This window comes from Streptomyces sp. NPDC033136, assembly GCF_055578235.1.
In genome coordinates, this window is sequence record NZ_JBVIPD010000003.1 from 403,865 (window position 1) to 425,483 (window position 21,619).

At 74.0% G+C, this 21,619-nt stretch carries 12 protein-coding genes and 1 riboswitch; of the genes, 10 read left to right on the forward strand and 2 right to left on the reverse strand.

Features of this window, described 5'->3' with window-relative positions; all coding sequences use genetic code 11:
- Window positions 1-12 precede the first annotated feature (12 nt).
- The 8 genes from ACZ5TL_RS07545 (at window position 13) to ACZ5TL_RS07580 (ending at window position 9,394) form a co-directional block, all read left to right on the forward strand.
- Window positions 13-1,515 (forward strand): ABC transporter substrate-binding protein, encoded by a 1,503-nt coding sequence (locus ACZ5TL_RS07545; protein WP_468588440.1) that lies wholly within the window; start codon window positions 13-15, stop codon window positions 1,513-1,515.
- 20 nt (window positions 1,516-1,535) lie between these two features.
- A complete protein-coding gene (locus ACZ5TL_RS07550; RefSeq protein WP_468588441.1) occupies window positions 1,536-3,410 on the forward strand; it encodes an ABC transporter permease subunit in 1,875 nt (624 codons plus the stop codon).
- Window positions 3,407-4,705: an MDR family MFS transporter gene (locus tag ACZ5TL_RS07555; RefSeq protein ID WP_468588442.1), complete on the forward strand. Its 1,299-nt coding sequence runs from the start codon at window positions 3,407-3,409 to the stop codon at window positions 4,703-4,705. The genes ACZ5TL_RS07550 and ACZ5TL_RS07555 overlap by 4 nt, the downstream gene beginning before the upstream one ends.
- A gap of 220 nt (window positions 4,706-4,925) precedes the next feature.
- Entirely contained in the window at window positions 4,926-6,362 is a 1,437-nt protein-coding gene (locus ACZ5TL_RS07560) for a serine/threonine-protein kinase (protein WP_468588443.1), read from the forward strand.
- 143 nt (window positions 6,363-6,505) lie between these two features.
- Window positions 6,506-6,690: riboswitch (cobalamin riboswitch) on the forward strand.
- A gap of 30 nt (window positions 6,691-6,720) precedes the next feature.
- Window positions 6,721-7,422 carry an energy-coupling factor ABC transporter permease gene (locus ACZ5TL_RS07565; protein ID WP_468588444.1) on the forward strand — a complete coding sequence of 234 codons (702 nt, stop codon included), beginning with the start codon at window positions 6,721-6,723 and terminating at the stop codon, window positions 7,420-7,422.
- Window positions 7,419-7,787, forward strand: coding sequence for an energy-coupling factor ABC transporter substrate-binding protein (locus ACZ5TL_RS07570; RefSeq protein ID WP_468588445.1), 369 nt, complete (start codon window positions 7,419-7,421; stop codon window positions 7,785-7,787). Before ACZ5TL_RS07565 ends, ACZ5TL_RS07570 begins: the two co-directional genes overlap by 4 nt.
- Before the next feature lie 6 nt (window positions 7,788-7,793).
- Window positions 7,794-8,543, forward strand: a complete 750-nt coding sequence (gene cbiQ, locus ACZ5TL_RS07575) for a cobalt ECF transporter T component CbiQ (protein ID WP_468588446.1) — start codon at window positions 7,794-7,796, stop codon at window positions 8,541-8,543.
- The gene (locus tag ACZ5TL_RS07580; protein WP_468588447.1) at window positions 8,540-9,394 is read left to right on the forward strand and encodes an energy-coupling factor ABC transporter ATP-binding protein; all 855 of its coding nucleotides are present in this window, start codon (window positions 8,540-8,542) and stop codon (window positions 9,392-9,394) included. Before cbiQ ends, ACZ5TL_RS07580 begins: the two co-directional genes overlap by 4 nt.
- An 86-nt stretch (window positions 9,395-9,480) precedes the next feature.
- Here ACZ5TL_RS07580 and ACZ5TL_RS07585 read toward each other — a convergent pair whose 3' ends face one another.
- Window positions 9,481-10,629 carry an amidinotransferase gene (locus ACZ5TL_RS07585; RefSeq protein ID WP_468588448.1) on the reverse strand — a complete coding sequence of 383 codons (1,149 nt, stop codon included), beginning with the start codon at window positions 10,627-10,629 and terminating at the stop codon, window positions 9,481-9,483.
- Window positions 10,630-10,794: 165 nt separating this feature from the next.
- Between ACZ5TL_RS07585 and ACZ5TL_RS07590 the strand changes: the two genes are divergently transcribed.
- Both ACZ5TL_RS07590 and ACZ5TL_RS07595 read left to right on the forward strand, forming a co-directional pair.
- Complete coding sequence (locus ACZ5TL_RS07590) at window positions 10,795-11,451, forward strand: maleylpyruvate isomerase N-terminal domain-containing protein (RefSeq protein WP_468588579.1); 657 nt, start codon at window positions 10,795-10,797, stop codon at window positions 11,449-11,451.
- An 821-nt stretch (window positions 11,452-12,272) separates the two neighbouring features.
- Window positions 12,273-14,087 carry an ABC transporter ATP-binding protein gene (locus ACZ5TL_RS07595; RefSeq protein ID WP_468588449.1) on the forward strand — a complete coding sequence of 605 codons (1,815 nt, stop codon included), beginning with the start codon at window positions 12,273-12,275 and terminating at the stop codon, window positions 14,085-14,087.
- A gap of 68 nt (window positions 14,088-14,155) precedes the next feature.
- Here the strand turns inward: ACZ5TL_RS07595 and ACZ5TL_RS07600 are convergent, their stop codons facing one another.
- Window positions 14,156-21,553: an SDR family NAD(P)-dependent oxidoreductase gene (locus ACZ5TL_RS07600; protein WP_468588450.1), complete on the reverse strand. Its 7,398-nt coding sequence runs from the start codon at window positions 21,551-21,553 to the stop codon at window positions 14,156-14,158.
- Window positions 21,554-21,619: the final 66 nt, after the last annotated feature.

The following is a 21,619-nucleotide window of genomic DNA, read 5'->3' on the forward strand; positions in this document are numbered from 1 at the left end:
TTCATATACGCTATGAGAACTTCCCGCCGCCGGCTCATAGCCGGTCTGCTCCTGCTCCCCTCGCTCTCCGGCTGTTTCGCGCCCTCCGGTGACGAGTCCTCGAACGCCTCCGGCTCCGCCGACGGCGCCCGCCTGCGCGTCGCCCTCCCCTTCGCTCCGACCGAGAACTACTCGCCGTACGGCCAGGACGCGATGCTCCTGTCCCGTCTCGGCGTCATCGAGGGGCTGACCAGGCTGGACGCCAACGGTACTGCGGTCCCCGCGCTGGCCGAGTCGTGGAGCAGTGAGGACGGCGGCAAGAGCTGGGTGTTCGCCCTGCGGGACGCCAGGTTCCAGGACGGCGAGGCCGTCACCGCCCGGGCCGTGGCCGCCGCCCTCACGTCCGCGGGGAAGGCCGACCCGGCCCCGTCCGCGCTCTCCGGCGTGAAGCTGACCGCCAGGGCCGAGGGCGACCAGCGGGTCCGGGTCAGCACCGCCGAGGCCGACCCCGTCCTGCCGCTGCGGCTGTCGAACCCGTCCCTCGCGGTGTTCGCGCCGAAGGCCTACGCCAAGAAGGGCACGGTGAACGTCGTCGGCACCGCCACCGGTCCCTTCGCGCTCACCAGGACCGACGGCGACACGGCGGCCGCACTGGACCGCTTCGACGACTACTGGGGCGGCCGGGCCCAGGCGTCCGGGATCAGCGTCCGGTTCGTCTCCGACGGCACCGCCCGCGCCAACGCCCTGCGCACCGGCGAGGTCGACATCGCCGAGTCCCTGCCGGTCGCCCAGGTCGCGTCCCTGGACAAGGACACCGTCCACGAGGTCAACACCGCCCGCAACACCAGTCTGTACCTCAACACCGAGTCCGGTGCCTTCACCGACGCCGGGCTGCGGGCAGCCGCCCGCGAGGCGATCGACACCTCGGTCATCGCCAAGGGCGCCTACGAGGGGTACGCCGTGCCCGCACAGGGCCTGTTCGGACCGGCCCTGACCTGGGCCGCCGGCAAGCGCCTCGAACCGGCCGGACGGGCACGGGCGGCCGACCCCGACGGCACGAGCATCACCCTCGCCACCTACAGCGACCGGCCCGAGCTGCCGGAGACCGCCCAGGTGCTCCAGCAGCAGCTGCAGAAGGCCGGGTTCAAGGTGAAGCTGGAGGTGCGCACGTACACGCGCCTCGAAGGCGACCTGCTGGCCGGGAAGTTCGACGCGGCGGTCTTCTCCCGCAACATGATGCTGGACACCGGCGACCCGGTGACCGTCCTGGCGAGCGACTACACCTGCGACGGCTCCAACAACCTGTCGTTCCTGTGCGACAAGGACGTGGACAAGCTGGTCGCCGCCGCCCAGACCGAGTCCGGCACCGCCGAGCGGCAGGACGCCGCCATGAAGGCGGAGGCCGCCGTCCTCGGCAGCGACGCGGTGATCCCGCTGGTGCATCTGAAGCTCGTCCAGGGCATCGCGACGTCCGTGCGGGGCGCGCTGCCCGATCCGTACGAGCGCACCCTCGTCGGTACGGGGACCCGGCGCTGAGTACCTCGGACACGCCCCCGATGAAAGGCGCCGCCGGTCTGCGCGCACTCGCGCGCGGCGGCGCCCCCGCGCTGCTGTGGCGGGCCCTTCTCACCGCCGCCCTGGTGTGCGGAGTCGGCCTGCTGCCGTGGCTGTCCCGTACCGACCCCGCGCTGACCGTGCTCCGGGCGCGGTCGGCCGACCGCGACCCCACCCCCGAGACCCTGCGTGCCATCCGGGAGCAACTGGGCCTCGACGACGGTCCGCTGGCGCTGCTCGGCCGGTGGCTCGGCGGGGCGCTGCGCGGCGACGCCGGCACGTCATGGGTGTCCGGCGCCGAGGTGCTGCCCGGTGTCGCGCAGGCACTCGGCGCGTCACTGCTGCTGATGTCCGGGGCGCTCGCGGTCGCCGCGTGCACGGCCGCGGCCGTCTGCGCCCGTACGATCCGGCTCGGCGCACGGGGCAGGCTCGGTGCGCGCGGGGCCGGCGGCACCGTGCCCGCCGTGCTGGCCGCGCTGCCCGAGTTCCTCGTCGCTACGGTGCTGGCCTCGGTGATCGGGGTGCAGCTGGGCTGGCTGCCCGCGCTCGGCTGGTACGGGCCGCCGTGGATGGTGCTGCCCTCGCTGGCCCTCGGCCTGCCCGCCGGGGCGGTGCTCGGGCGGATGCTGGACGATCTGCTGCCCGGCGCGTTCGGCGAGCCCTGGGCGAGGGCGGCCGCGGCGCGTGGCCTTCCGCCGACGTCCGCGGCGCGTCACGCGGTGCGCCGCTGCGTGCCCGGACTGCTGCCCAATCTGGGCCTGTTCGTGGTCGGTCTGACCGGCGGAGCGGTCGCCGTGGAGCAGATCTTCGACATCCCGGGCGTGGGCCGGCTCACCCTGCACGCGGCCCTGGCCCAGGATCTGCCCGTCCTGCAGACCGGCACGCTCGCCCTGGTCCTGCTCGCCGCCGCGGCGGGGCTGCTGGCCCGGTTCACGGCCCGGCTGTTGATCGGGCCCGCGCTGCGCGACGGCGCCCTGCAGTCCCTGCACCGGCCCGGTCCGCCCGCGCCCCGCACCCTGCCGCTGCTCTACGGAGGGCTGCTCGCCGCCGTCATCGGGGTCGGCCTGCCCCGCGACCCTCTCACCCTGGACGCCCTGGCCCGGCTGCAAGGCCCCTCCCCGGGCCACCCGTTCGGGACGGACGCGCTCGGCCGGGACCTGCTCGCCCGCGTCTCCCACGGCGCGCTGAACACCCTCGCCCTCGCCCTCGCGGTGAGCGCCGCCGCCCTCGTCGCCGGGCTGCTGCTGGGGCTGCTGCCGAGACTGTCCACGCCGCTGGTCGACACGGCCGGCGCGGTGCCACCGGTCCTGGCCGGCCTGCTCGTCACCGGCATCGCGGGCAGCGGCCCGTGGACCCCCGCGGTCGCCGTCGGTGTCGTGGCCTGGGCCCCGCTCGCCGCACACACCTCCTCGCTGCTGCGTCAGGAACGCGCGACCACCCACCTCACGGCCACCCGTGCGCTGGGCGCCGGCGACTGGTACCTGCTCCGCCACGCCTTGCTGCCCGCCGTGCTGCCGCCGGTGACCCGGCACGCGCTGCTCCGGCTGCCCGGCGTCGCTCTGAGCCTCGCCGCGCTCGGCTTCCTCGGCCTCGGCGCCCAGCCCCCGTCCCCCGAGTGGGGCCTGCTGCTCGCCGAGAACCAGCCGTACGCCGAGCGCGCCCCGTGGGCCGTGCTCTTCCCGGCCGCGGTCCTCGCCCTGCTCGGGGCGCTCGCGGTGACCGCCGCGGGCGGCGTACGGCTGCCCCGACGACGCAAGCGTCCCGCCGGCCCGGCCGAGCCGCCCGCGGAACGGGCCCTCCCGGCCCCGCGGCGACAGCCGGACCGCCCCGACGCCCTCCTTGTCCCCGTCCCCGCCCCACCGGCAGAAGAGCGATGACCGACCCCACCTCCCGCGTGCCGACCCGCCGCGCCTCCCGTACGGCCAAGGGCCCGCGCGCCCCGCGCGAGAGCACCCGGCGGCTCTGGAAGGAACTGTCACCGCTGCTGCGGCTGCTGATCCTGACCCAGCTCGCCTTCAACATCGGCTTCTACGCCGTCCTGCCGTTCCTCGCCGAGCATCTCGGCACGGCGATCGGCATGGCGGGCTGGCTGGTCGGGTTCGTGCTCGGACTGCGCACGTTCAGCCAGCAGGGGCTGTTCGTGGTCGGCGGCTGGCTCGTCGACCGGTGCGGGGTGCGCCCGGTCGTACTGGCCGGCTGCGTGCTGCGGATCGCCGGGTTCGCCTGGCTCGGATACGCGGAGGCGACCTGGGCCGTGATCGGCTCGGTGCTGGTGATCGGGTTCGCCGCCGCGCTGTTCTCCCCCGCCGTGGAGTCCGAGGTGGCCCGCCAGGCGGTGGTGTGGGAGGAGGACGGGCACGGTGCGCGCACCCGGGTGCTGGCGCTGTTCAGCGTGGCCGGCCAGGTCGGGGCCTTCGCCGGGCCTCTCCTCGGGGCGCTGCTGCTCGCCGTCGACTTCCGCACCGCGTGCCTGGCCGGCGCCGCCGTCTTCGTGCTGGTCCTGGCCGGGCACGTGTGGCTGATGCCGCAGCACATTCCCGGCCGGGTCCGCGTCCGGGAGCGGGGCGGGGTGCGGCTGCTGCTGCGCAACCGCCGCTTCCTGGCCCTGTGCTGCGCGTACGGCACGTACCTGCTCGCCTACAACCAGCTGTATCTGGCCCTGCCGGACGAGGTGCAGCGCGCGGCGGGCTCTCAGGCCCCGCTGTCCTGGCTGTTCGCCCTGTCCTCGGTGCTCGTGGTGGGCACGCAGCTGCCGGTGACCCGCTGGGCGGGTGACCGGCTCGATCTGCGCCGCTCCATGGCCGCCGGGCTGCTGCTGATCGCGTCCGGTTTCGCGGTGGTGGCCGCCGCGCGCCCCGCCGGCTGGACGGGTGCCGCCGGGCTGGTACCGGCCGCGGGCTTCGTGATCTTGCTCACCGTGGGGCAGATGCTGGTGGTGCCGGCCGCTCGCGCATGGGTGCCCGACCTCGCCGAGGAGGGCCGGCTCGGCCTCTACATGGGCGCGCTGTCCTCCGTCTCCGGTCTGATCGTCCTCGCGGGCAGCGCGGCCACCGGCTCCCTGCTCGACCTGGGCCTTCCGACGGCCGTGCCGTGGCTGGTCCTCTCGGCCGTACCGGCCCTGGCGGTGGCCCTGCTGCCGCGCCGGGAGGGGGCGACGGCCACGGTGTCCTGAGCCGCCACCGAGGACACCGGCCCGGCAACCACGCGCGCGGGAGCGTCACTTGAGAGGGCGGCCTCTCCGCTCCGGGAATTCCGGGACCGTACCGGCCGGGGACACCGCTGCGGAGATCGGTGGTCACGCGGCGCCAGTATCCTGGGTCGGCTGCGGCACCCCCGCCAATCCCCGTGCGGATGCGGGAAGTTCGGTCTGCGGCTACGACCTTCCCACAAGCATGATGCGAGGACGAGTGCTGCTAGCGGGCCGCTACCGGCTGGATGTTGAGATCGGGCGCGGTGGAATGGGAGAGGTCTGGCGTGCGTACGACGAGACGCTCGCCAGAGCGGTGGCCGTCAAGCTGCTGCTCCCCCAGGACACCGACGCCACGGCGGCCTCCCGGTTCCGTCTGGAGGCCCAGACCGCCGGGCGCCTCAACCATCCCAACGTCGTCGGTGTCCTGGACTTCGGCGAGTTCGACAACCGGCTGTATCTGGTGATGGAGCTGGTGGAGGGCGACAGTCTCGCCGGGGTGCTGTCCGCCTCCGGGGCGCTCGCCGCCGAGCGGGTGGCCGAGCTCGCCGCACAGGCCGCCGCCGGGCTCGCCGCCGCGCACGCGCAGGGCATCGTGCACCGGGACGTCAAGCCCGCGAACCTGCTGCTGGACGCGGGCGGCACCCTGAAGATCGGCGACTTCGGCATCGCGCGCTTCCTCGACGACCCGGGGGCCGCGCTCACCGCCACCGGACAGATCGTCGGCACCGGTCTCTACCTCGCGCCCGAACGGGCCCTGGGCAAGCCCGCGGGTCCCGCCTCCGACATGTACTCCCTGGGCTGCGTGCTCTACCAGCTCCTCAGCGGCCGGCCGCCGTTCGAGGCGGACACCGCCGTCGCGCTCCTGCACCAGCATCTCGACTCGGCCCCCGTGCCGCCGCGCGAGCTCGGAGTCACCGGTCTCCCGCCGGCGTTCGAGAACTACCTCCTGGGCCTGCTGGCGAAGCAGCCCGAAGATCGGCCCACGGCCCAGCGGTCCGCCGAGTGGTTCGCCGCGGGCCTCTGGCGGGGACTGCCGGAGCCGCTGCCGGAGGCCTCACCGCCCCTCCGGCCGGAGACCAGGCCCTCGGCCACCGCGTCCGTGCGGGGCTCAGAGACCGGCAGCCCGACCACGTACGCGCTGCCGGCGACCACGGGACACCGCAGCGCGGCCCGGGCGGCCCAGGCCGGGCGTTCGGGCCGTGCCGGGCGGCGGGGCGGCCCGGGCAACCGCTCGCTCGTGGCCGTGACGGCCGCCGCGGCTGCGCTCTTCCTCGCCGCGATGCTCATCGGCATGCGCGTGTTCTCTCCGGACAGCACCGCGACGGAGGGCACGGAGCCCGACGCCTCCCCCACCGCGAGCAGTCCCGCCGCCACCCCCTCCTCCGACTCCGGCTCGCCGCTCACCTCCGACCCGGCGCCCGCCGCCACGCCGGCCACCGGAACAGTGACGGATGTCACCCCGACCCCCGCACCGGCCGATGCACCGGCTTCCGGCGCGCCGACGCCGAGCGCCACGGCCCCGACGGAGGAAGCGGGCGGCGGCGGGCCGGAGCAGACGGACGAGCCGCAGCCTGAGAAGCCGCGCCAGGACTGGGGGGACGGCGAGGAAGACGACGGGGACGACGACGGCGAGGACTGACGTGATCGGGTCCGCGGGCGGCCCGGGCCGCCCGCTCCCTGCCGCGTGGATCCGCTGAGGAACCGCCGGGGATGCGCCGGTGTGCGAGCGGACGCCCCCTCGCGCGCCCCCGTGGGCGGCTTGTCATCGTCCTTACCCCGGCCTTATTGTCACCAGGCCTTGGTGAACGGGAAATCCGGTGTGATGCCGGTGCGGCCCTCGCCACTGTGAATCGGGAAGTCCGGCTCCGGCCCTCGCGGGCAGCCACTGGGTCCTAGTGACCCGGGAAGGCGGAGTTCGGGCGGTGGTACCCGTCAGCCAGGAGACCGGCCAAGGCGCGTCAACCATCCACGAGGTGCTGGAGAGGGTCTGCTGAGCCATGCACATTGCCGAGGGTTTCCTTCCTCCGGCGCACGCGGTCGCCTGGGGCGTCGCGTCGGCGCCGTTCGTCGTCCACGGGGTCCGGTCGCTCACCCGTGAGGTCAGGGAGCACCCCGAGAGCACACTGCTCCTCGGTGCCTCCGGCGCCTTCACGTTCGTCCTGTCCGCCCTGAAACTGCCGTCGGTCACGGGCAGTTGCTCCCACCCCACCGGCACGGGCCTGGGCGCCATCCTGTTCCGCCCGCCCATCATGGCGGTGCTCGGCACCATCACCCTGCTCTTCCAGGCACTGCTGCTCGCGCACGGCGGCCTGACCACGCTCGGCGCCAACGTCTTCTCCATGGCGATCGCCGGGCCCTGGGCGGGATACGCCGTCTACAGGCTGCTACGGCGGTCCGGTGCGCCGCTGATGGTGGCCGTGTTCTCCGGCGCGTTCGTCGCCGACCTGTCCACCTACTGCGTCACCAGCGTGCAGCTGGCGCTCGCGTTCCCCGACCCGGGCAGCGGATTCCTGGGCGCACTCGGCAAGTTCGGCTCCATCTTCGCCGTCACCCAGGTTCCGCTCGCGGTGAGCGAGGGGCTGCTGACGGTGCTCGTGATGCGGCTGCTGGTGCAGTCCAGCAAGGGCGAACTGACCCGGCTGGGCGTACTGCTCACCACGAAGCGGTCCCGGACCGAGACCGAGGCGGTGGCCCGATGAGCAGGAACACGAAGATCAACCTGGTGCTGCTGCTCGTCGTGGCCGCGCTGGCCGCGCTGCCGCTCGCGCTCGGTCTCGGCGACCACAAGGAGGAGCCGTTCACGGGCGCCGACGGCGAGGCGGAGACCGCGATCACCGAGATCGAGCCGGACTACGAGCCGTGGTTCTCACCGCTGTACGAGCCGCCGTCCGGTGAGATCGAGTCGGCCTTGTTCTCCCTCCAGGCGGCCCTCGGCGCCGGCGTCCTCGCCTACTACTTCGGCCTGCACCGGGGACGGCGGCAGGGCGAGCAGCGGGCGCTGGAGCGGGCGGTCGGGAGTGTGCCCTCCGAGGCCGCCGGCAAGTCCGCCGCCGAGCGGGACTGAGCCCGGGTGCTGCCGATCGACGCGGCGGCGCACAGCAGTCGCTGGCGCCGCCGTCATCCTGTGGACAAGGCCGTGCTCGGGCTCGGGCTGACCGTGCTGGCGATCTCCCTGCCGCCCTGGCCGGGCGCCGCGCTGGTGCTCCTGACGGCCCTGGTGGTGCTGCTGGGACCGGCGGGCGTGCCCGGGCGGCGGCTGTGGCGGGCCTACCGGGTGCCACTGGGCTTCTGCGTGACCGGCGCGGTCACGCTGCTCGTCCAGGTCGGCGGGCCGGGCGGCTTCGTCTCCCTTGCCGCGGACGGGCCCGTCCGGGCCGGGGAGTTGCTGCTGCGGACCTCGGCGGCCTCCCTGGGCGTGCTGCTGTTCGCCTTCACCACGCCCATGTCCGACCTGCTGCCCCGCCTGGTGCGGGCCGGCATCCCCGCGCCGGTGGTCGACGTCGCGCTGGTGACGTACCGGATGAGCTTCCTGCTGCTGGACTCGGTGCGCCGCATCCGGGAAGCCCAGGCCGCCCGGCTCGGCCACACCGGCCGGGCCGCCGAGTGGCGTTCCCTGGCCGGGCTGGGCGCCACCGCGTTCGTCCGGGCCTTCGACCGGGCGGCCCGCCTCCAGGCCGGTCTCGCCGGGCGCGGCTACGACGGCACCCTGCGGGTCCTGGTGCCCGAGGCCCGGGTCTCCGTCCGCTTCACGGCGGCCAGTTGCACGCTGCTCGCGACGCTGGCCGTCCTCACCTTCGTACTGGAAAGGCCGCTGACATGAGCGAGCCCGCCCTCGTCGCCCTGCGGGGCGCGTCCTTCGCCTACGAGGACGGCCCGGCCGTGCTCAGCGGCCTCGACTTCGAGATCCGCGAGGGGCGCGCACTCGCGCTGCTCGGCCGCAACGGCAGCGGCAAGACCACGCTGATGCGGCTGCTCAGCGGCGGGCTGAAACCGCACGCGGGCCGGTTGACGGTCGCCGGGCAGCCGGTGACGTACGACCGCAAGGGACTGACCCGGCTGCGGACGACCGTCCAGTTGGTGGTGCAGGACCCGGACGACCAGTTGTTCGCGGCGTCCGTCGAACAGGACGTGTCGTTCGGGCCGCTGAACCTCGGCCTGCCCGACGCGGAGGTGCGGGCGCGGGTGGCGGAGGCGCTGGACGCCCTGGACATCACCGCCCTGGCCGATCGGCCCACCCATCTGCTCTCCTACGGACAGCGCAAGCGGACCGCCATCGCGGGCGCGGTGGCCATGCGGCCCCGGGTCCTCGTCCTGGACGAGCCGACGGCCGGACTCGACCCGGACGGTCAGGAACGGCTCCTCACCACGCTCGACGGGCTCCGCGCCCGGGGCACCACGGTGGTGATGGCCACCCACGACGTCGACCTCGCCCTGAGCTGGGCCGACGACGTGGCGCTCCTCACCCCCTCCGGCGTCCGCACCGGGCCCGCGCCCGCGGCGCTGGCCCGCACCGATCTCCTCCGGGAGGCCGGGCTGCGGCTGCCGTGGGGCGCCGCAGCGGCGGAACTCCTGCGCGCACAGGGGTTGTTGTCCGGCACCGAGCCGGGGCCGCGTACGTCCGCCGAACTCGCCGCTCTCGCGGCGGCACGGCTGGGGGCGGCCGGAGGCTGAGGGCGGCCCCCGCGGCCCCGCCGGGCCGAACCGAGCGGCCGCGGGTCGAGCGGCCCGGCATCAGCCCCGGCCGGCCGGCGGCCCGGTCAGTCGACGTACGACCGGAGCGAGCCGCGGCGCCGGACGTCGAGGGTCGCGCAGTGGAACGAGCCGCCGAAGGGGGCGTAGTGCAGCAGGTCGCACGGGATCGGCTCGAAGCCCCACTTCTCCAGTGCGCGCAGCATCCCGGTGTGGTGCCGCTCCGCGATCACCTGCTTCTCGTCGAGCATGAGCACGTTCATGCTGAGCCACTTGCCGCACATCGACGTGATCTTGAGCAGCCGCTCGCTGATCGGGTCGGGCTCGGGCGCGACCAGGACGTCCCAGGAGTCAAGGACCTCCGGCAGGCGGTCGGCGTCGATGTACTCGGGGTTGATCAGCACCTTCCCGGGCGCGAGCAGGACGAACGTCGTGTCGATGTGCATGGGCGTGCGGCAGCGGCTCTCGATCTCGTGGATGCGGTACTCCGGGCCGAGGTGGCGGCGCAGCCAGTCGATGCCCATGGCGTTGGTGACGTTGCTGCGGGTGACGAACAGGTCCCGTCCCGCCCGGACGAAGTCCGCCGCGTCGAAGACGGGCTCGAACTCGGTGAGGATGTACCGCATGGGGTCATCCGGCCCGGGGAGGCGGTAGTCCGGATCGAACAGCTCGTCCGAGAGCTGCGGCTTGGGTGCCGCCGTCCAGCGCGCGCCGCGCCGGAAGTAGTCCTTGAGGATCGTGCGGTAGGAGTGCGTCTCGAAGTACCGGCACGGCCAGGCCATCGGCGTCTCGATGATCTCGTCGCCGACCACGAGCATGCTGTCGCGCGGGCAGGTGTTGCAGAAGCCGCGCGAGGTCCAGTCGGGGGTGCCGAAGCGGCGCCGGTGGTCGACCGCCTCCGGTCGCCTGACCGTGACACCGAGGAATTCCAGCAGGGCGACGAAGCCGTCGATCTCCTGCTGCGCCTCCTCGACGAGCAGCCGCGGGTACCGGAAGCCGGCCGCGAGCCCCTGCAGCCGCCCGGCCCACGGCGGCACGTTGCAGGTCACCACCGCGTGGTCGGAGGGGATCGTCGCGCCCTCCAGCCGCCCGACGATGATCTCCTCCAGTGGATCCCACTCGGTGTGCGACCCGACCGGCGACACGAGCTGCTCCGCGCCCTCGCCGGTCGCGGTCGGCACTCCGGGCTCTACTCCGGGATTGCGCAGATCGGTCATGCTCACCCCTCTTCGGGTCGCGGGCTCCTGTGATACGCCGCAATCACCAGGTTACTCAACGTGGTCGCCGGAGTCGTGCACGTCGACGGCCGCGACGCCCTCGGTGACGATCGTGTGCCCTGGATGTCCTTGTCGACGCTCGCGCCACCGCACTACGGTGCCGAGGTGGATCTCTTCTCACGCTCCTGGACGGCACTGCGTGCGGCGGTCGACGACCTGTCCGACGAGGACTTCGGACGGCCCTCCGGCTGTACGGGCTGGCTGGTGCGGGACCTGGTGTGCCACCTGATCGCCGACGCCCAGGACGTCCTGATCACCCTGGCGACCCCGTCCGGCCGGGAACCGACGCGCGACGCGCTGACGTACTGGGAGATCTCCGCCACGCCACCGACCGGCGACGACCCGCTCCACGCGCTGACCGTCCGGCTGGCGGCCGCGTACGAGGATCCGTACCTGCTCAAGCAGCACCTGGAGGACGTCGGTTCCGCCGCCGGCCGCGCTGCCCTGCTCGCCGACCCGGCCGGGAGGGTCGGCACCCGCGACGAGGTCCTGACCGTGGCCGACCACCTCTCCACGTACGTCATGGAGTGGACGCTGCACCACCTCGACCTGATCGCGTACCTCCCGGACCGGCCGCAGCCGCCGGCGGAGGGGCTCACCCGGTCCCGCGCGATGCTGGAGCAGATCGCGGGGAGCACGTTCCCGGCGTCGTGGTACGACCTGGACGCGCTGCTGATCGGCACCGGGCGGCGGGCGCCGACCGAGACGGAGCAGGCGGAACTCGGCGAACGGGCCTCGAAGCTGCCGCTGTACCTGGGCTGATCCCCGGCGGCACGGGGCTGGAGGAGGCACCGCCCTGCTCGCACTCGGTGTCCCCGCCGCCCCGCCCGGACCCGCCCCCCACCGAGCCGCATCACAGGAAGCAGCCGGCCATCAGCCACCACGACACCGCGACCGGCCCCGTCCTGTCCATGGCCGGCGACCCCGACTCGGCCGGGCCCCCGAACCGCGCCGCCTGATCGACCGGTTCCCCCCCGTCGGATCGCGAGGGCGCGGGGACATCCGCGCTGAAGCACGGCCCGGCTCCCATCACCGTTCCTGTGGACTGAGCAGAAGTGAGTCCGCTCAGCCGCACGCCCCGAACGGTCTTGGGCGTACTGGTCCCCGGCGTACTCAGCCCCGGGGCAGCGACACGGATCCCGTCCGTGGTCCGGGCCCGGGAGGCCGGTTCCCTGTGCGACCTGACCATGTGGGTGTAGCCAGAGGCGACGGGGAGGCCCCGAACCATCACTCCGGTGGAGCGGGGGCCCCGCACACCGGCGCCACGCCCGGTGTCCCAGATCGCACGACCACCGTAGCCCGAACGGCCCAGCACACCGCAAGCCAGGAAGCCGACCATCACACGATCGAGCTGACTCGACCTCGTGCACACCTCCTGGCGAACAGCTACCCACCCCCGAGTCCGCCGCCGTGCCCCCTGGCGCTCCCCGCACACCACCGCCGGGCCGGAAAACGCTTGGACTCCGCCGACGCCACCGCGAGACACTTCCGGACTCGACCCGAAACTCCACACATCCGTTGCGGCGATGGCCCCTGCCCGCACACACGCGTGGCGGACGGCCACAGGACGACACAGGGGTGGGATGGAAACGCCTGGAACACGCAGGGTTCAGCCGGGCAAGCGCTCGGTACTTCTGGCACTTCGTCACTACGGACGGGAGTTGGCCCGGCTCCGCCGGTGGACGGCCCCCGCGATGCTGCTCTCGGCGCTGGGCAACATCGGAATCAACTACATCGCGCCGCTGATCGTCGCCAAGCTCGTCGGCGGCCTCGCCGGCGACCAGGGCCTCACGGTCGCCTCGGCACTGCCGTACGTGCTCGGCTTCGCCGGTGTCCTGCTGCTCGCGGAGGCACTGTGGCGTGTCGCCCTGCACTGCCTCAACCGGCTGGACGCCCTCGGCATCGAGCACCTGTACGTGATCGGGATGGACGAACTGTTCGCCAAGGACGCCGCGTTCTTCCACGACAACTTCGCCGGTTCGCTGACCAAGCGGGTCCTCAGCTTCGCCTCCCGTTTCGAGCCGTTCGTGGACACGCTGACGTTCCAGATCGTGGGCAGCTTCGTGCCGCTGGTGTTCGGGGCGGTGGTGCTGTGGCGGTACGAACCGCTGCTCGTCGTCGGCCTGCTGGCGATGATCGCGCTCACGGCGGTGCTGGTCGCCCCCCTCGTCCGGCGACGCCAGCGGCTCGTCGACGAACGTGAGGAGGCGATCGCCCGGGTGTCGGGCCATGTCGCCGACAGCCTGATGAACATGGACACCGTGCGGGCGTTCGCCGCGGAGGAGCGCGAGGCCGCCGAGCACCGGGCCCGGGTCGCGATGTCGCGCCGGCTCACCGTGCGGTCGTGGGACTACGGCAACCTGCGCATCGACACGCTGGTCGCGCCCATGTCCGTGCTCACCAACGCGATGGGCCTGCTGCTCGCGGTCATGCTCGGCGGCGGCGCGCACGGCGTGGAGGCGATCGTGGTCGCCTTCGCCTACTACAACAACGCGACCCGGATCATGTTCGAGTTCAACCAGATCTACCGCCGGCTGGAGAGCTCGATGACGGAGGCCGCGCAGTTCACCGAACTGCTCCTGACGCCGCCGACCGTACTCGACCCGCCGGACCCGGAACCGCCGCGGTCCGGGCCCGCCGACGTCCGCTTCGAGAAGGTGACCTTCGCCCACCGGGGCGGCCGGCCACTGTTCGAGGGGCTCGACCTGGCCGTGCCGAGCGGGGCGAAGATCGGCCTCGTCGGCCGCTCCGGCGGCGGCAAGACCTCCCTCACCCGGCTGCTGTTGCGGATGACCGACATCGACGGCGGCCGCATCCTGGTGGCGGGCCAGGACATCAGCCGGCTGCGCCAGGCCGACCTGCGCAGCCGGATCGCCTACGTACCGCAGGACCCGGCGATGTTCCACCGCACCCTGCGGGACAACATCGCGTTCGCCCGGCCGGACGCCACGGACACCGAGATCCGCCGCGCTGCCGAGGCGGCCCATGTCACGGAGTTCGCCGACACGTTGCCGGACGGCTTCGACACCATGGTGGGCGAGCGGGGCGTCAAGCTGTCCGGCGGTCAGCGCCAGCGCGTCGCCCTCGCCCGGGCGATCCTGCGCGACGCGCCGATCCTGCTGCTCGACGAGGCGACCAGCGCCCTGGACTCCGAGAGCGAGCTGCTCGTCCAGGAGGCGTTGTGGCGGCTCATGGACGGGCGTACCGCGCTGGTGGTGGCGCACCGGCTGAGCACGGTGGCCGGCATGGACCAGCTCGTCGTCCTCGACCGCGGCCGGATCGTCGAGCAGGGCAGCCACCAGGAGTTGCTCGCGCTCGACGGCTCCTACGCGAAGCTGTGGCAGCACCAGTCGGGCGGTTTCCTCGACGACACCGCCGGACGGGCCGAGGTGCGGTAGGGCCGGCTCGGGCGAAGGCCGTCTCCGCGGCGACGCGGAGACGGCCTTCGCCCGGGGTCCGCTGTTTTCTATGTGAGGTCCAGCCTGGTGTGCACCAGTTGCGCGAAGTGCGTCAGCGTGCGGTCGCTGTTCATCAGCTCGCCGGCCGTCAGACGGACGTCGAAGTGTTCGCCTGCGCGTACCAGGAATTCGGTGCTCAACAGCGAGTCGAGGCCGAAGTCGGTCACGGGACGCGTGGCGTCCAGCTCCTCGGAGTCGCTGTGCAGCACGACGGCGAGCAGCCGGATCAGGGTCTGAGTGATCGCGGCCCGGGCGTCGTCGGGTGTGAGGCCGGCCAGTTCGCGCCGCAGCTCCGCCCGGCCTTGGGGGCCGGCGCCGGTGCCGGCCGGCACGAGGGCGGTGAAACGGGCGGTGGCCAGGCTGGGCAGCAGGCGGCGGGCACGGCTCCAGCGGTAGCGGCCGATGCCCGCCACATCGGTGCCCGGCCGCAGCAGGCCGCCGGCGGTGGCGAGGGCCTCGGCGACGGTGAGGGGCTGGAAGCCCCGTTCGGCCATGGCGTCGCCGATGGCGTGCCGGGCGACGTACCCGGTCTCGCCGATCGGGCCGAAGGCCAGTGCGGTGGCCGGGCGCCCCCGGGCGTGGCGGGCGCGGGCCTGGGCTTCCAGGTAGGCGTTGCCGGCCGCGTAGGGCGCCTGGCCGATGTTGCCGACGGCGGTGGCGATCGAGGAGTAGGTGAGGAACAGGTCCAGGTCGTGGTTCGCGGTGAGGCGGTCCAGCAGGGCCGCGCCGTCGGCCTTGGGGGCGAGGACGGCGCTGAACCGGTCGTCGGTGAGGTCGGCAAGGGGCGCGTCGTCGAGGTGCATCGCGGCGTGGACGACCCCGCGCAACCGGTGCCCGGTGGTGTCGACCGCGTCGAGGACCCGGCGCAGGGCCGTCTCGTCGGTGACGTCGGCGGCGTGGGCGGTGGCGTGAACACCGCGCCCGGCCAGGTCGTCCACGAGAGCGTCCGCCTCGGGGGTGGCCCGGCCGCGGCGGGAGACCAGGGCCAGATGCCGGGCGCCGTGGTCGGCCAGCCACCGTGCGGTGGCAGCGCCGAAGCCGCTCAGCCCGCCGGTCACGAGATAGGTGCCGTCGGGGTCCAGAGCGGGTGGCCGGGGTGCGGGCTGGACCGGAACGGGCTCGTCCAGCGGATGTTCGTGGTCGAAGGAGACGACCACCTTGCCGATGTGCCGGGAGTGCTGGAGGACCTGGAAGGCCTCCTCCACCCGGGCGGCCGGGTAGACGGTGTGCGGCAGCGGCCGGTACACGCCCTGGTCGATGAGGGAGACGACGTCGGCGACGAGACGGGAGCCGCGGTCACGGTCGCGGTCGCGATCGCGGTCCAGCATCACATGGTCGAGGTTGAAGCCGATGAACGTCAGGCTGCGGTCGAAGGCCCGCATCGGCAGCGTGTTGTTGAGGAAGATGTCCCGCTTGCCGAGTTCGATGAAGCGGCCGTTGGGGCGCAGCAGATCGAGTCCGTGGGCGATCGCCTCACCACTGAGGGAGTTGACCACGATGTCGACACCCCGGCCTTCGGTGAGTTCACGAACGCGCGGCACGAATTCCAGGCTGCGCGAATCGAGCACGTGCCACACCCCGAGACTGCGCAGCAGGTTCCGTTTGGTCTCGGTCCCGGCGGTGGCGATGACGCGGGCGCCCCGGGCGTGGGCGCACTGCAGCACGGCCAGGCCCACCGCGCCGGCGCCGCCGTGCACGAGCACCGTCTCACCGGGAGCCACCCGCGCCTGGTCGACCAGGGCGTGATGGACCGTCAGGAAGGCGATGGGGAAGGTCGCCGCCTCGGCGTGGCTCATGCCGTCGGGGATCTTGATCAGGCTGTGGTCGGAGGTGACGGCGTGGGAGGCGAGGGCGGCGGGGACGACACCGCACACCCGGTCGCCGACCGCGACGTCGGTGACCCCGGGGCCGACGGCGCGGACGATGCCGGCACCGTCGATGCCCAGTCCGCGGCTGAGCGCGGTGCCCTCCACGGCTTCGGGCGGGAGCAGGCCGTTGGCGCGCATGGGGTCGCGGTAGTTGAGCGCCACGGCGCGCATCTCGACGGCGACTTCGCCGGGGCCGGGCCGCGGAACGGCCGTCTCCCGCCAGACCAGGCGCCGGGCGGGGCCGGGGTCGCGGACCTCCAGGAGGAAGGGCACGCCGGAGGGGACGGTGAGCGGCTCGTTCCACGGGTGCTCGACGTGGAGGGGGGTGAAGCGTCCGGCCGTGGTGAGGACGACCTCGTCCTCGGTCGGAGTGCTGCCCGGGTGAAGCAATTCCGCGGCCAGCCGCCGGGCGTCGGCGGCCGGGTCCGCCGTGCGGTCGAGGGAGACACGTCGTAGGCCCAGGCCGGGCTCTTCGTTGGCGAGGGTGCGGGCGGCACCCCAGACGGCCGCGTCCTCGGGGTGGGCGGGGCGTTCCGGGGCGGGGAACAGGCCGGTGGGGCGCGTGACGAGCCACACATGTGCGGCACGGCCTTCGGGCAGGTTGCGGCAGGCGGCGGCCAGCGTGCGCAGGACGGCCGCGCGGTGGGTGGTTCGGGCGGCCGGCTGCTGGGGGTCGGGCTCGGCGAGCAGCAGGACGATGCGCGGCGCGGCCTCGCCGGGCAGTGCCGTCGTCCACGCGGCGGCGTCGGTGGGGGCGGGCAGGATCGTGGCCGGGCCCAGCAGTGCTGCCAGTTCCCTGGCGGCCGGAGCTTCGGTGTCGGTCTCCGTGGCGACGAGCCAGGCCGTGTCCGGCACCGGTCCGGGCAGGGTGGGCGTGGCGGCCGCGTCCCGGGGCGTGGCGGCCGCGTCCCGGGGCGCGGCGGCGAGCAGCACCGTGTGGTCGTCGGGTCCCGTCTGCCAGGGGCTGGTGAAACCGCATCGCTCCAGCAGGGGTGTCCACGCGTCGCGCGGCAGCAGCCTGGTGGTGGGACGCAGGTCCCGGTCACCGCGCTTCCACAGGGACTCCGGGCCGCCCAGCAGCAGTGCGTCGAGGCGGTCGTGGTGCCGTTCGGTGGCCAGCAGGTGGCCGCCCGGGGCGAGGAGCGAGCGCACGTGTCCCAGTGCGGCGGTCAGGTCGGCGGTGGCGTGCAGGGCGTCACCGGCCAGGACCAGGTCGAAGCCGCCCGGCGGAAAGCCCTGGACGGCCGGGTCGGCGTCCGGGTCGAGGCTACGGAAGTCGATGAAGGGGCAGGCGGCGAAGCGATGGCGGGCGCGGGCGAAGGAGACGCCGGCGGGAGCCGTGCAGGTGTAGTGGGTGCGGTCGGCCGGGAGCAGCGGCAGCGCAGCGGCGGTCAGGGCCGTGCCGGTGGCGCCCAGTTCCAGGATGCGCAGCGGACGGTCGGCGGGCCAGTCGCGGACGATCCGGTCGAGCAGCGCCTGCACCACCCGGTGGGTGTAGCGGTGGGTGGGCGCGGTCTCCTGCCACTGTTCGAGGAAGCTCTCGCCGACGGGCATCAGGTCGCGCGGGTCTGCGGTGCCGCGCAGCACGTCGGGCAGCTGCCGCAGCTGACTGTTGATCAGCAGCGCGGCCGGGCCGAAGCGTGGGTGGTCCTGCGTCAGGCTCCGCAGGGCCTCCTCCGGGTCCGTCGCGGCGTTCAGCCGCCATCGTTCCCCGTCTGCCTCGGCCAAGTGCTGCTCTACCAGCAGGGGCAGCATCAGACGCACCAGCCTGCGGTGCCGGGGCGCGAGGCCCTGGGCGACCAGGTCGGGCACGGTGAAGGGCTCGTCCGGGTGGGGCAGCAGGCCGTGCAGGGCCGCTGCCCAGCAGTGGGCGCCGGCCCGTTCGGCGGCGGCCGTGAACCGGGCGTGGCCGCTCCTGTCGAGTTCCGTGCGGGCGGAGGCGATACGCGTCCGGGCGACGTCCGCGAGCTCGGCCGGAGCGGGCAGCGGGGACGGTGGGGCGGGCGTCGAGGGGTGCGGGGCCGCGCGCAGCACGGTGCGCTGGACGGTGAGGGGGGCGTGGTCGGTGACGCGAGCGCGCCGGGTGCGGCACTTGTCGATCTCGGCGGTGACGGTGCCGTCGAGATCCGCGTACGTGATGTCCCAGCAGATCTCGTTCGCGCTGCGGCTGCGGCGTCGCAGGTGGACGACGCCTTCCGGCGCGGGGGTACGCCACACTCGTACCGCCCCGAAGACCGACGGGAGGAAGCCGCCGACTTCCCGTGTCGGCTGGTCGGCCAGGGCGGCGGTGGCCTGCAAGGGCCCGTCCAGCAGCACGGGGTGGACCGTGTGGGCGTCGGCCGGGTGCTCGAGCCGGTACCACGCGAGCAGCTCGCCCTCGCCGAGGTCGAGGCTCCTCAGGACCTGGAACGCCGGGCCGAGCTGCAGCCCCAGACGCAGGCATTGCTCGTAGTAGTCGGCACCCGTGAGGGTCTGGGAGCAGCGGGCCTTGACCGCGGCGATGTCCAGCGGACCGGGAGCGGCACCCAGCTGGGTGCGCACCTGGGCCCGGACGACGGGCTGGATCTCGGCGTCGCGCCCGTCCCGTGTGCTGATGGTCAGGGTGCCGTCGGTCGGGACGACGGCGGTCTGCAGCGCGGCTCCGGCCGGGTCCGGCCACTCGATCGGGAACGGACGGGCCAGCTCCAGGTGTCGTACCTCCACGGGGCGGCCGAGCGCCCGCTGCCCGGCGGTCAGCGCCATGTCCGCGTACGCGGCGGCGGGCATCAGGACGCCACCGCCGACCCGGTGGTCGCCCAGCCAGGGCACGAGTTGGGGTTCGACGGTGCCGTGCCACAGGGGGTGGGGTGCGGGCAGGCGTTCGCCGAGCAGTGGGTGGTCCAGGACTCCGGTGCCGCTGGTGTGCATGAGGAGGTCCCGCGGAGTGCCGTGCCAGTGCCGGTCGCGCTGCCAGGGGTAGGCGGGCAGGTCGGCGACCCGGCCGGGGTGCGGGAAGTGCGCCCGCCAGTCCACGTCGGCGCCCGCCGCGAGCAGGGCGGCGACCGCGACCGTGGCCTCTCGCGGCCCGTCCCCGTCGCGGTGCAGCGTCGGTACGTACGACAGGCCCGTACGACGCAGGTAGGGGCGCAGCACCGGGTGGGGGCCGATCTCGACGAGGATGCCGATGCCCTGGTCGGCGAGCCGGCCCATGGCCTCGGCGAAGCGCACCGGCTCGCGTACGTTGCGCCACCAGTACCCGGCGTCAAGCTCCGGGCCGGTCAAAGGGGTTGCCGTGACGGTCGAGACGAACGGCACCCGTGCCTCGGCGGGGGTCAGTCCGGCCAGGGCGGCGCACAGGGGTTCCTCGATGGGGTCCATGGCGCGGCTGTGGAAGGCGTAGTCCAGATCAAGCTCGCGGAAGAAGACCTCGCGGGCGGTCAGGTCGGCGCCGAGCGCGGCCAGCGCGTCGGGGTCGCCGGCCACGGTGACGTCCCGGTCGCTGTTGATGCCGGCGATCTCCAACGCCCCGCCGAACCGGGCCAGTTCCTCGCGTGCGGCGTCCTCGGGCAGACCGACGGCGGCCATGCGGCCGCGGCCCGCCGTGAGGGCCTGGGTGCGGCTGCGCTGGGCGAGCACCGATGCCGCCTGCTCCAGGGTCAGCGCCCCGGCCGCGTAGGCGGCGGCCACCTCGCCGACGCTGTGCCCGGCGACCGCTTCCGGGCGCAGGCCCTGGGACTCCAACAGGGCGGTCAGGCCGACCTGGACGGCGAAGAGCACCGGCTGGGCGATCTCGGTGCGCGCCCAACGCGGCGCGTTGGGACGCTCCAGCTCCTTGGCCACGGACCAGCCCAGATGCGGGGCCAGCGCGGCGTCGGCCTCCTCGACGGCGGCGCGGAAGACGGCGTCGTCGGCCATCAGGTCGGCGGCCATGCCGGGCCACTGGGAGGCGTTGCCGGAGTAGACGAAGGCGACGGCGCCCCGCTCGGCCTTGCGGGTCACGGCCCCGCGGGACGGCGTGTCGGTGTGCAGGCTCTCCAACCGGTCGGCCGCCTGCCGGGGACCGGTGGCCAGGACTGCGGCCCGGTGCGGGTGGGCACTGCGTCGCAGCGTGCTGGTGCGGGCCAGGTCGTAGAACTCCTCCGGTGGCGCCGTGCGCAGCCGTTCGGCCATCCGCGCGCTCAACTGCTGGAGCGCCTTGGGCGACCGCGCGGAGACGATGACCGGCACCGGCCGTTTTGCGGGTGCCGGCCCGGGCGGCGCCGGAGGGGGTGGTACGACGATGGCGTGGGCGTTGGCACCGCCGAAGCCGAAGGAGTTCACCCCGACCGCGGCCCGCTCCGAGCGAGGCAGCTCCACGGGCGCCACGGTGGGGGCCAGGCCGAGCTCGTCGAAGTCGATGGCCGGGTTGAGCGGGAGGGCGTGCAGGGTGGCGGGCGCGGTCCGGTGGCGGAGCACCAGCATCGCCTTGAGCAGCCCGGCCATGCCCGCCGCGGGCTCCAGATGACCCAAGTTGGACTTCACCGACCCGACGGGCAGCGGGCCGTTGCCGCGCCGCGCGCCGAGGGCCCGGCCGATGGCCCGGGCCTCGGCGGGGTCGCCGACCGGCGTGCCAGTGCCGTGCGCCTCGAAGTAGACCAGGTCGTCCGGGCCGATCCCGGCCTCGTCGCACACCGCGCGCAGCAGCGCCTCCTGCGCCTCGGAACTCGGCAGTGTCATGCCGGTCGTACGGCCGTCGGAGTTGCTGCCGGTGCCGGCGAGGACGGCGTGCACGCGGTCGCCGTCGGCCACCGCGTCCGCCAGCCGCTTCAGCACGAGGACCGCGCCGCCCTCGGCCCGCACGAAGCCGTCGGCGTCGGCGGAGAAGGCCGCGCACCGCCCGCGCCGCGACAGCATGCCCGCGTAGGAGAAGCCGGCGAACGAGTAGGGGTGCGCGAGCACGTTGACCCCGCCGGCCAGCGCCACGCGGCTGGTGCCCTCCCGCAGGGTGCGGCAGGCGCGGTCCAGTGCCACCAGCGACGAGGAGCAGGCCGTGTCGATGGCCATGCTGGGGCCCCGCAGGTCGAAGGCGTACGACAGGCGGTTCGCCGCGATGGACAGGGTGGCGCCGGGCATGGTGTGCGGGCTGGTGTGGTCCTCCAGCATCGTCAGGACGGTGCCGTAACCGGGGTCGGAGACGCCCACGTACACGCACGTGTCGGACCCGGCGAGCGTCTCGGCCGGTACGGCGGCGTCGTCCAGCGCCTCGGCGGTCATCTCCAGCAGCAGCCGCTGCTGCGGATCGACGTGGGCCGCCTCCTTGGGCGAGATGCCGAAGTACGCGGCGTCGAAGGACGCGACGTCGTCGAGGAAGCCCCCGGCGGCGGTGTAGCTGCGGCCCGGCCGCACCGCCCCCGGGTCGACGAACCGGTCCCTGGGAAAGCGGTCCGGCGGCATCTCCCCCACGAGGTCACAGCCGTCCCGCAGGGCTGCCCACAACCCGTCGAGGCCCGTGATCCCGCCCGGCAGCCGGCAGCCGACGCCCACCACCGCCACCAACCGGTCGTCCCGTCCTGCAGCCATCAACTGCCCCCCTGTTGGTCCCGTTTGTCGGTCCGAGCGGGAGGACACTGCCCTGGTGGCCGGGTG

Excerpts from the sequence above, each read along its gene's own strand:
- ACZ5TL_RS07560 (WP_468588443.1), top strand. The coding sequence starts at position 4,926 with ATGATGCGAGGACGAGTGCTGCTAGCGGGCCGCTACCGGCTGGATGTT.
- ACZ5TL_RS07580 (WP_468588447.1), top strand. The coding sequence starts at position 8,540 with ATGAGCGAGCCCGCCCTCGTCGCCCTGCGGGGCGCGTCCTTCGCCTAC.
- ACZ5TL_RS07555 (WP_468588442.1), top strand. The coding sequence starts at position 3,407 with ATGACCGACCCCACCTCCCGCGTGCCGACCCGCCGCGCCTCCCGTACG.
- ACZ5TL_RS07595 (WP_468588449.1), top strand. The coding sequence starts at position 12,273 with ATGGAAACGCCTGGAACACGCAGGGTTCAGCCGGGCAAGCGCTCGGTA.
- ACZ5TL_RS07565 (WP_468588444.1), top strand. The coding sequence starts at position 6,721 with ATGCACATTGCCGAGGGTTTCCTTCCTCCGGCGCACGCGGTCGCCTGG.
- ACZ5TL_RS07570 (WP_468588445.1), top strand. The coding sequence starts at position 7,419 with ATGAGCAGGAACACGAAGATCAACCTGGTGCTGCTGCTCGTCGTGGCC.
- ACZ5TL_RS07545 (WP_468588440.1), top strand. The coding sequence starts at position 13 with ATGAGAACTTCCCGCCGCCGGCTCATAGCCGGTCTGCTCCTGCTCCCC.
- ACZ5TL_RS07585 (WP_468588448.1), bottom strand. The coding sequence starts at position 10,629 with ATGACCGATCTGCGCAATCCCGGAGTAGAGCCCGGAGTGCCGACCGCG.
- ACZ5TL_RS07600 (WP_468588450.1), bottom strand. The coding sequence starts at position 21,553 with ATGGCTGCAGGACGGGACGACCGGTTGGTGGCGGTGGTGGGCGTCGGC.
- ACZ5TL_RS07550 (WP_468588441.1), top strand. The coding sequence starts at position 1,536 with ATGAAAGGCGCCGCCGGTCTGCGCGCACTCGCGCGCGGCGGCGCCCCC.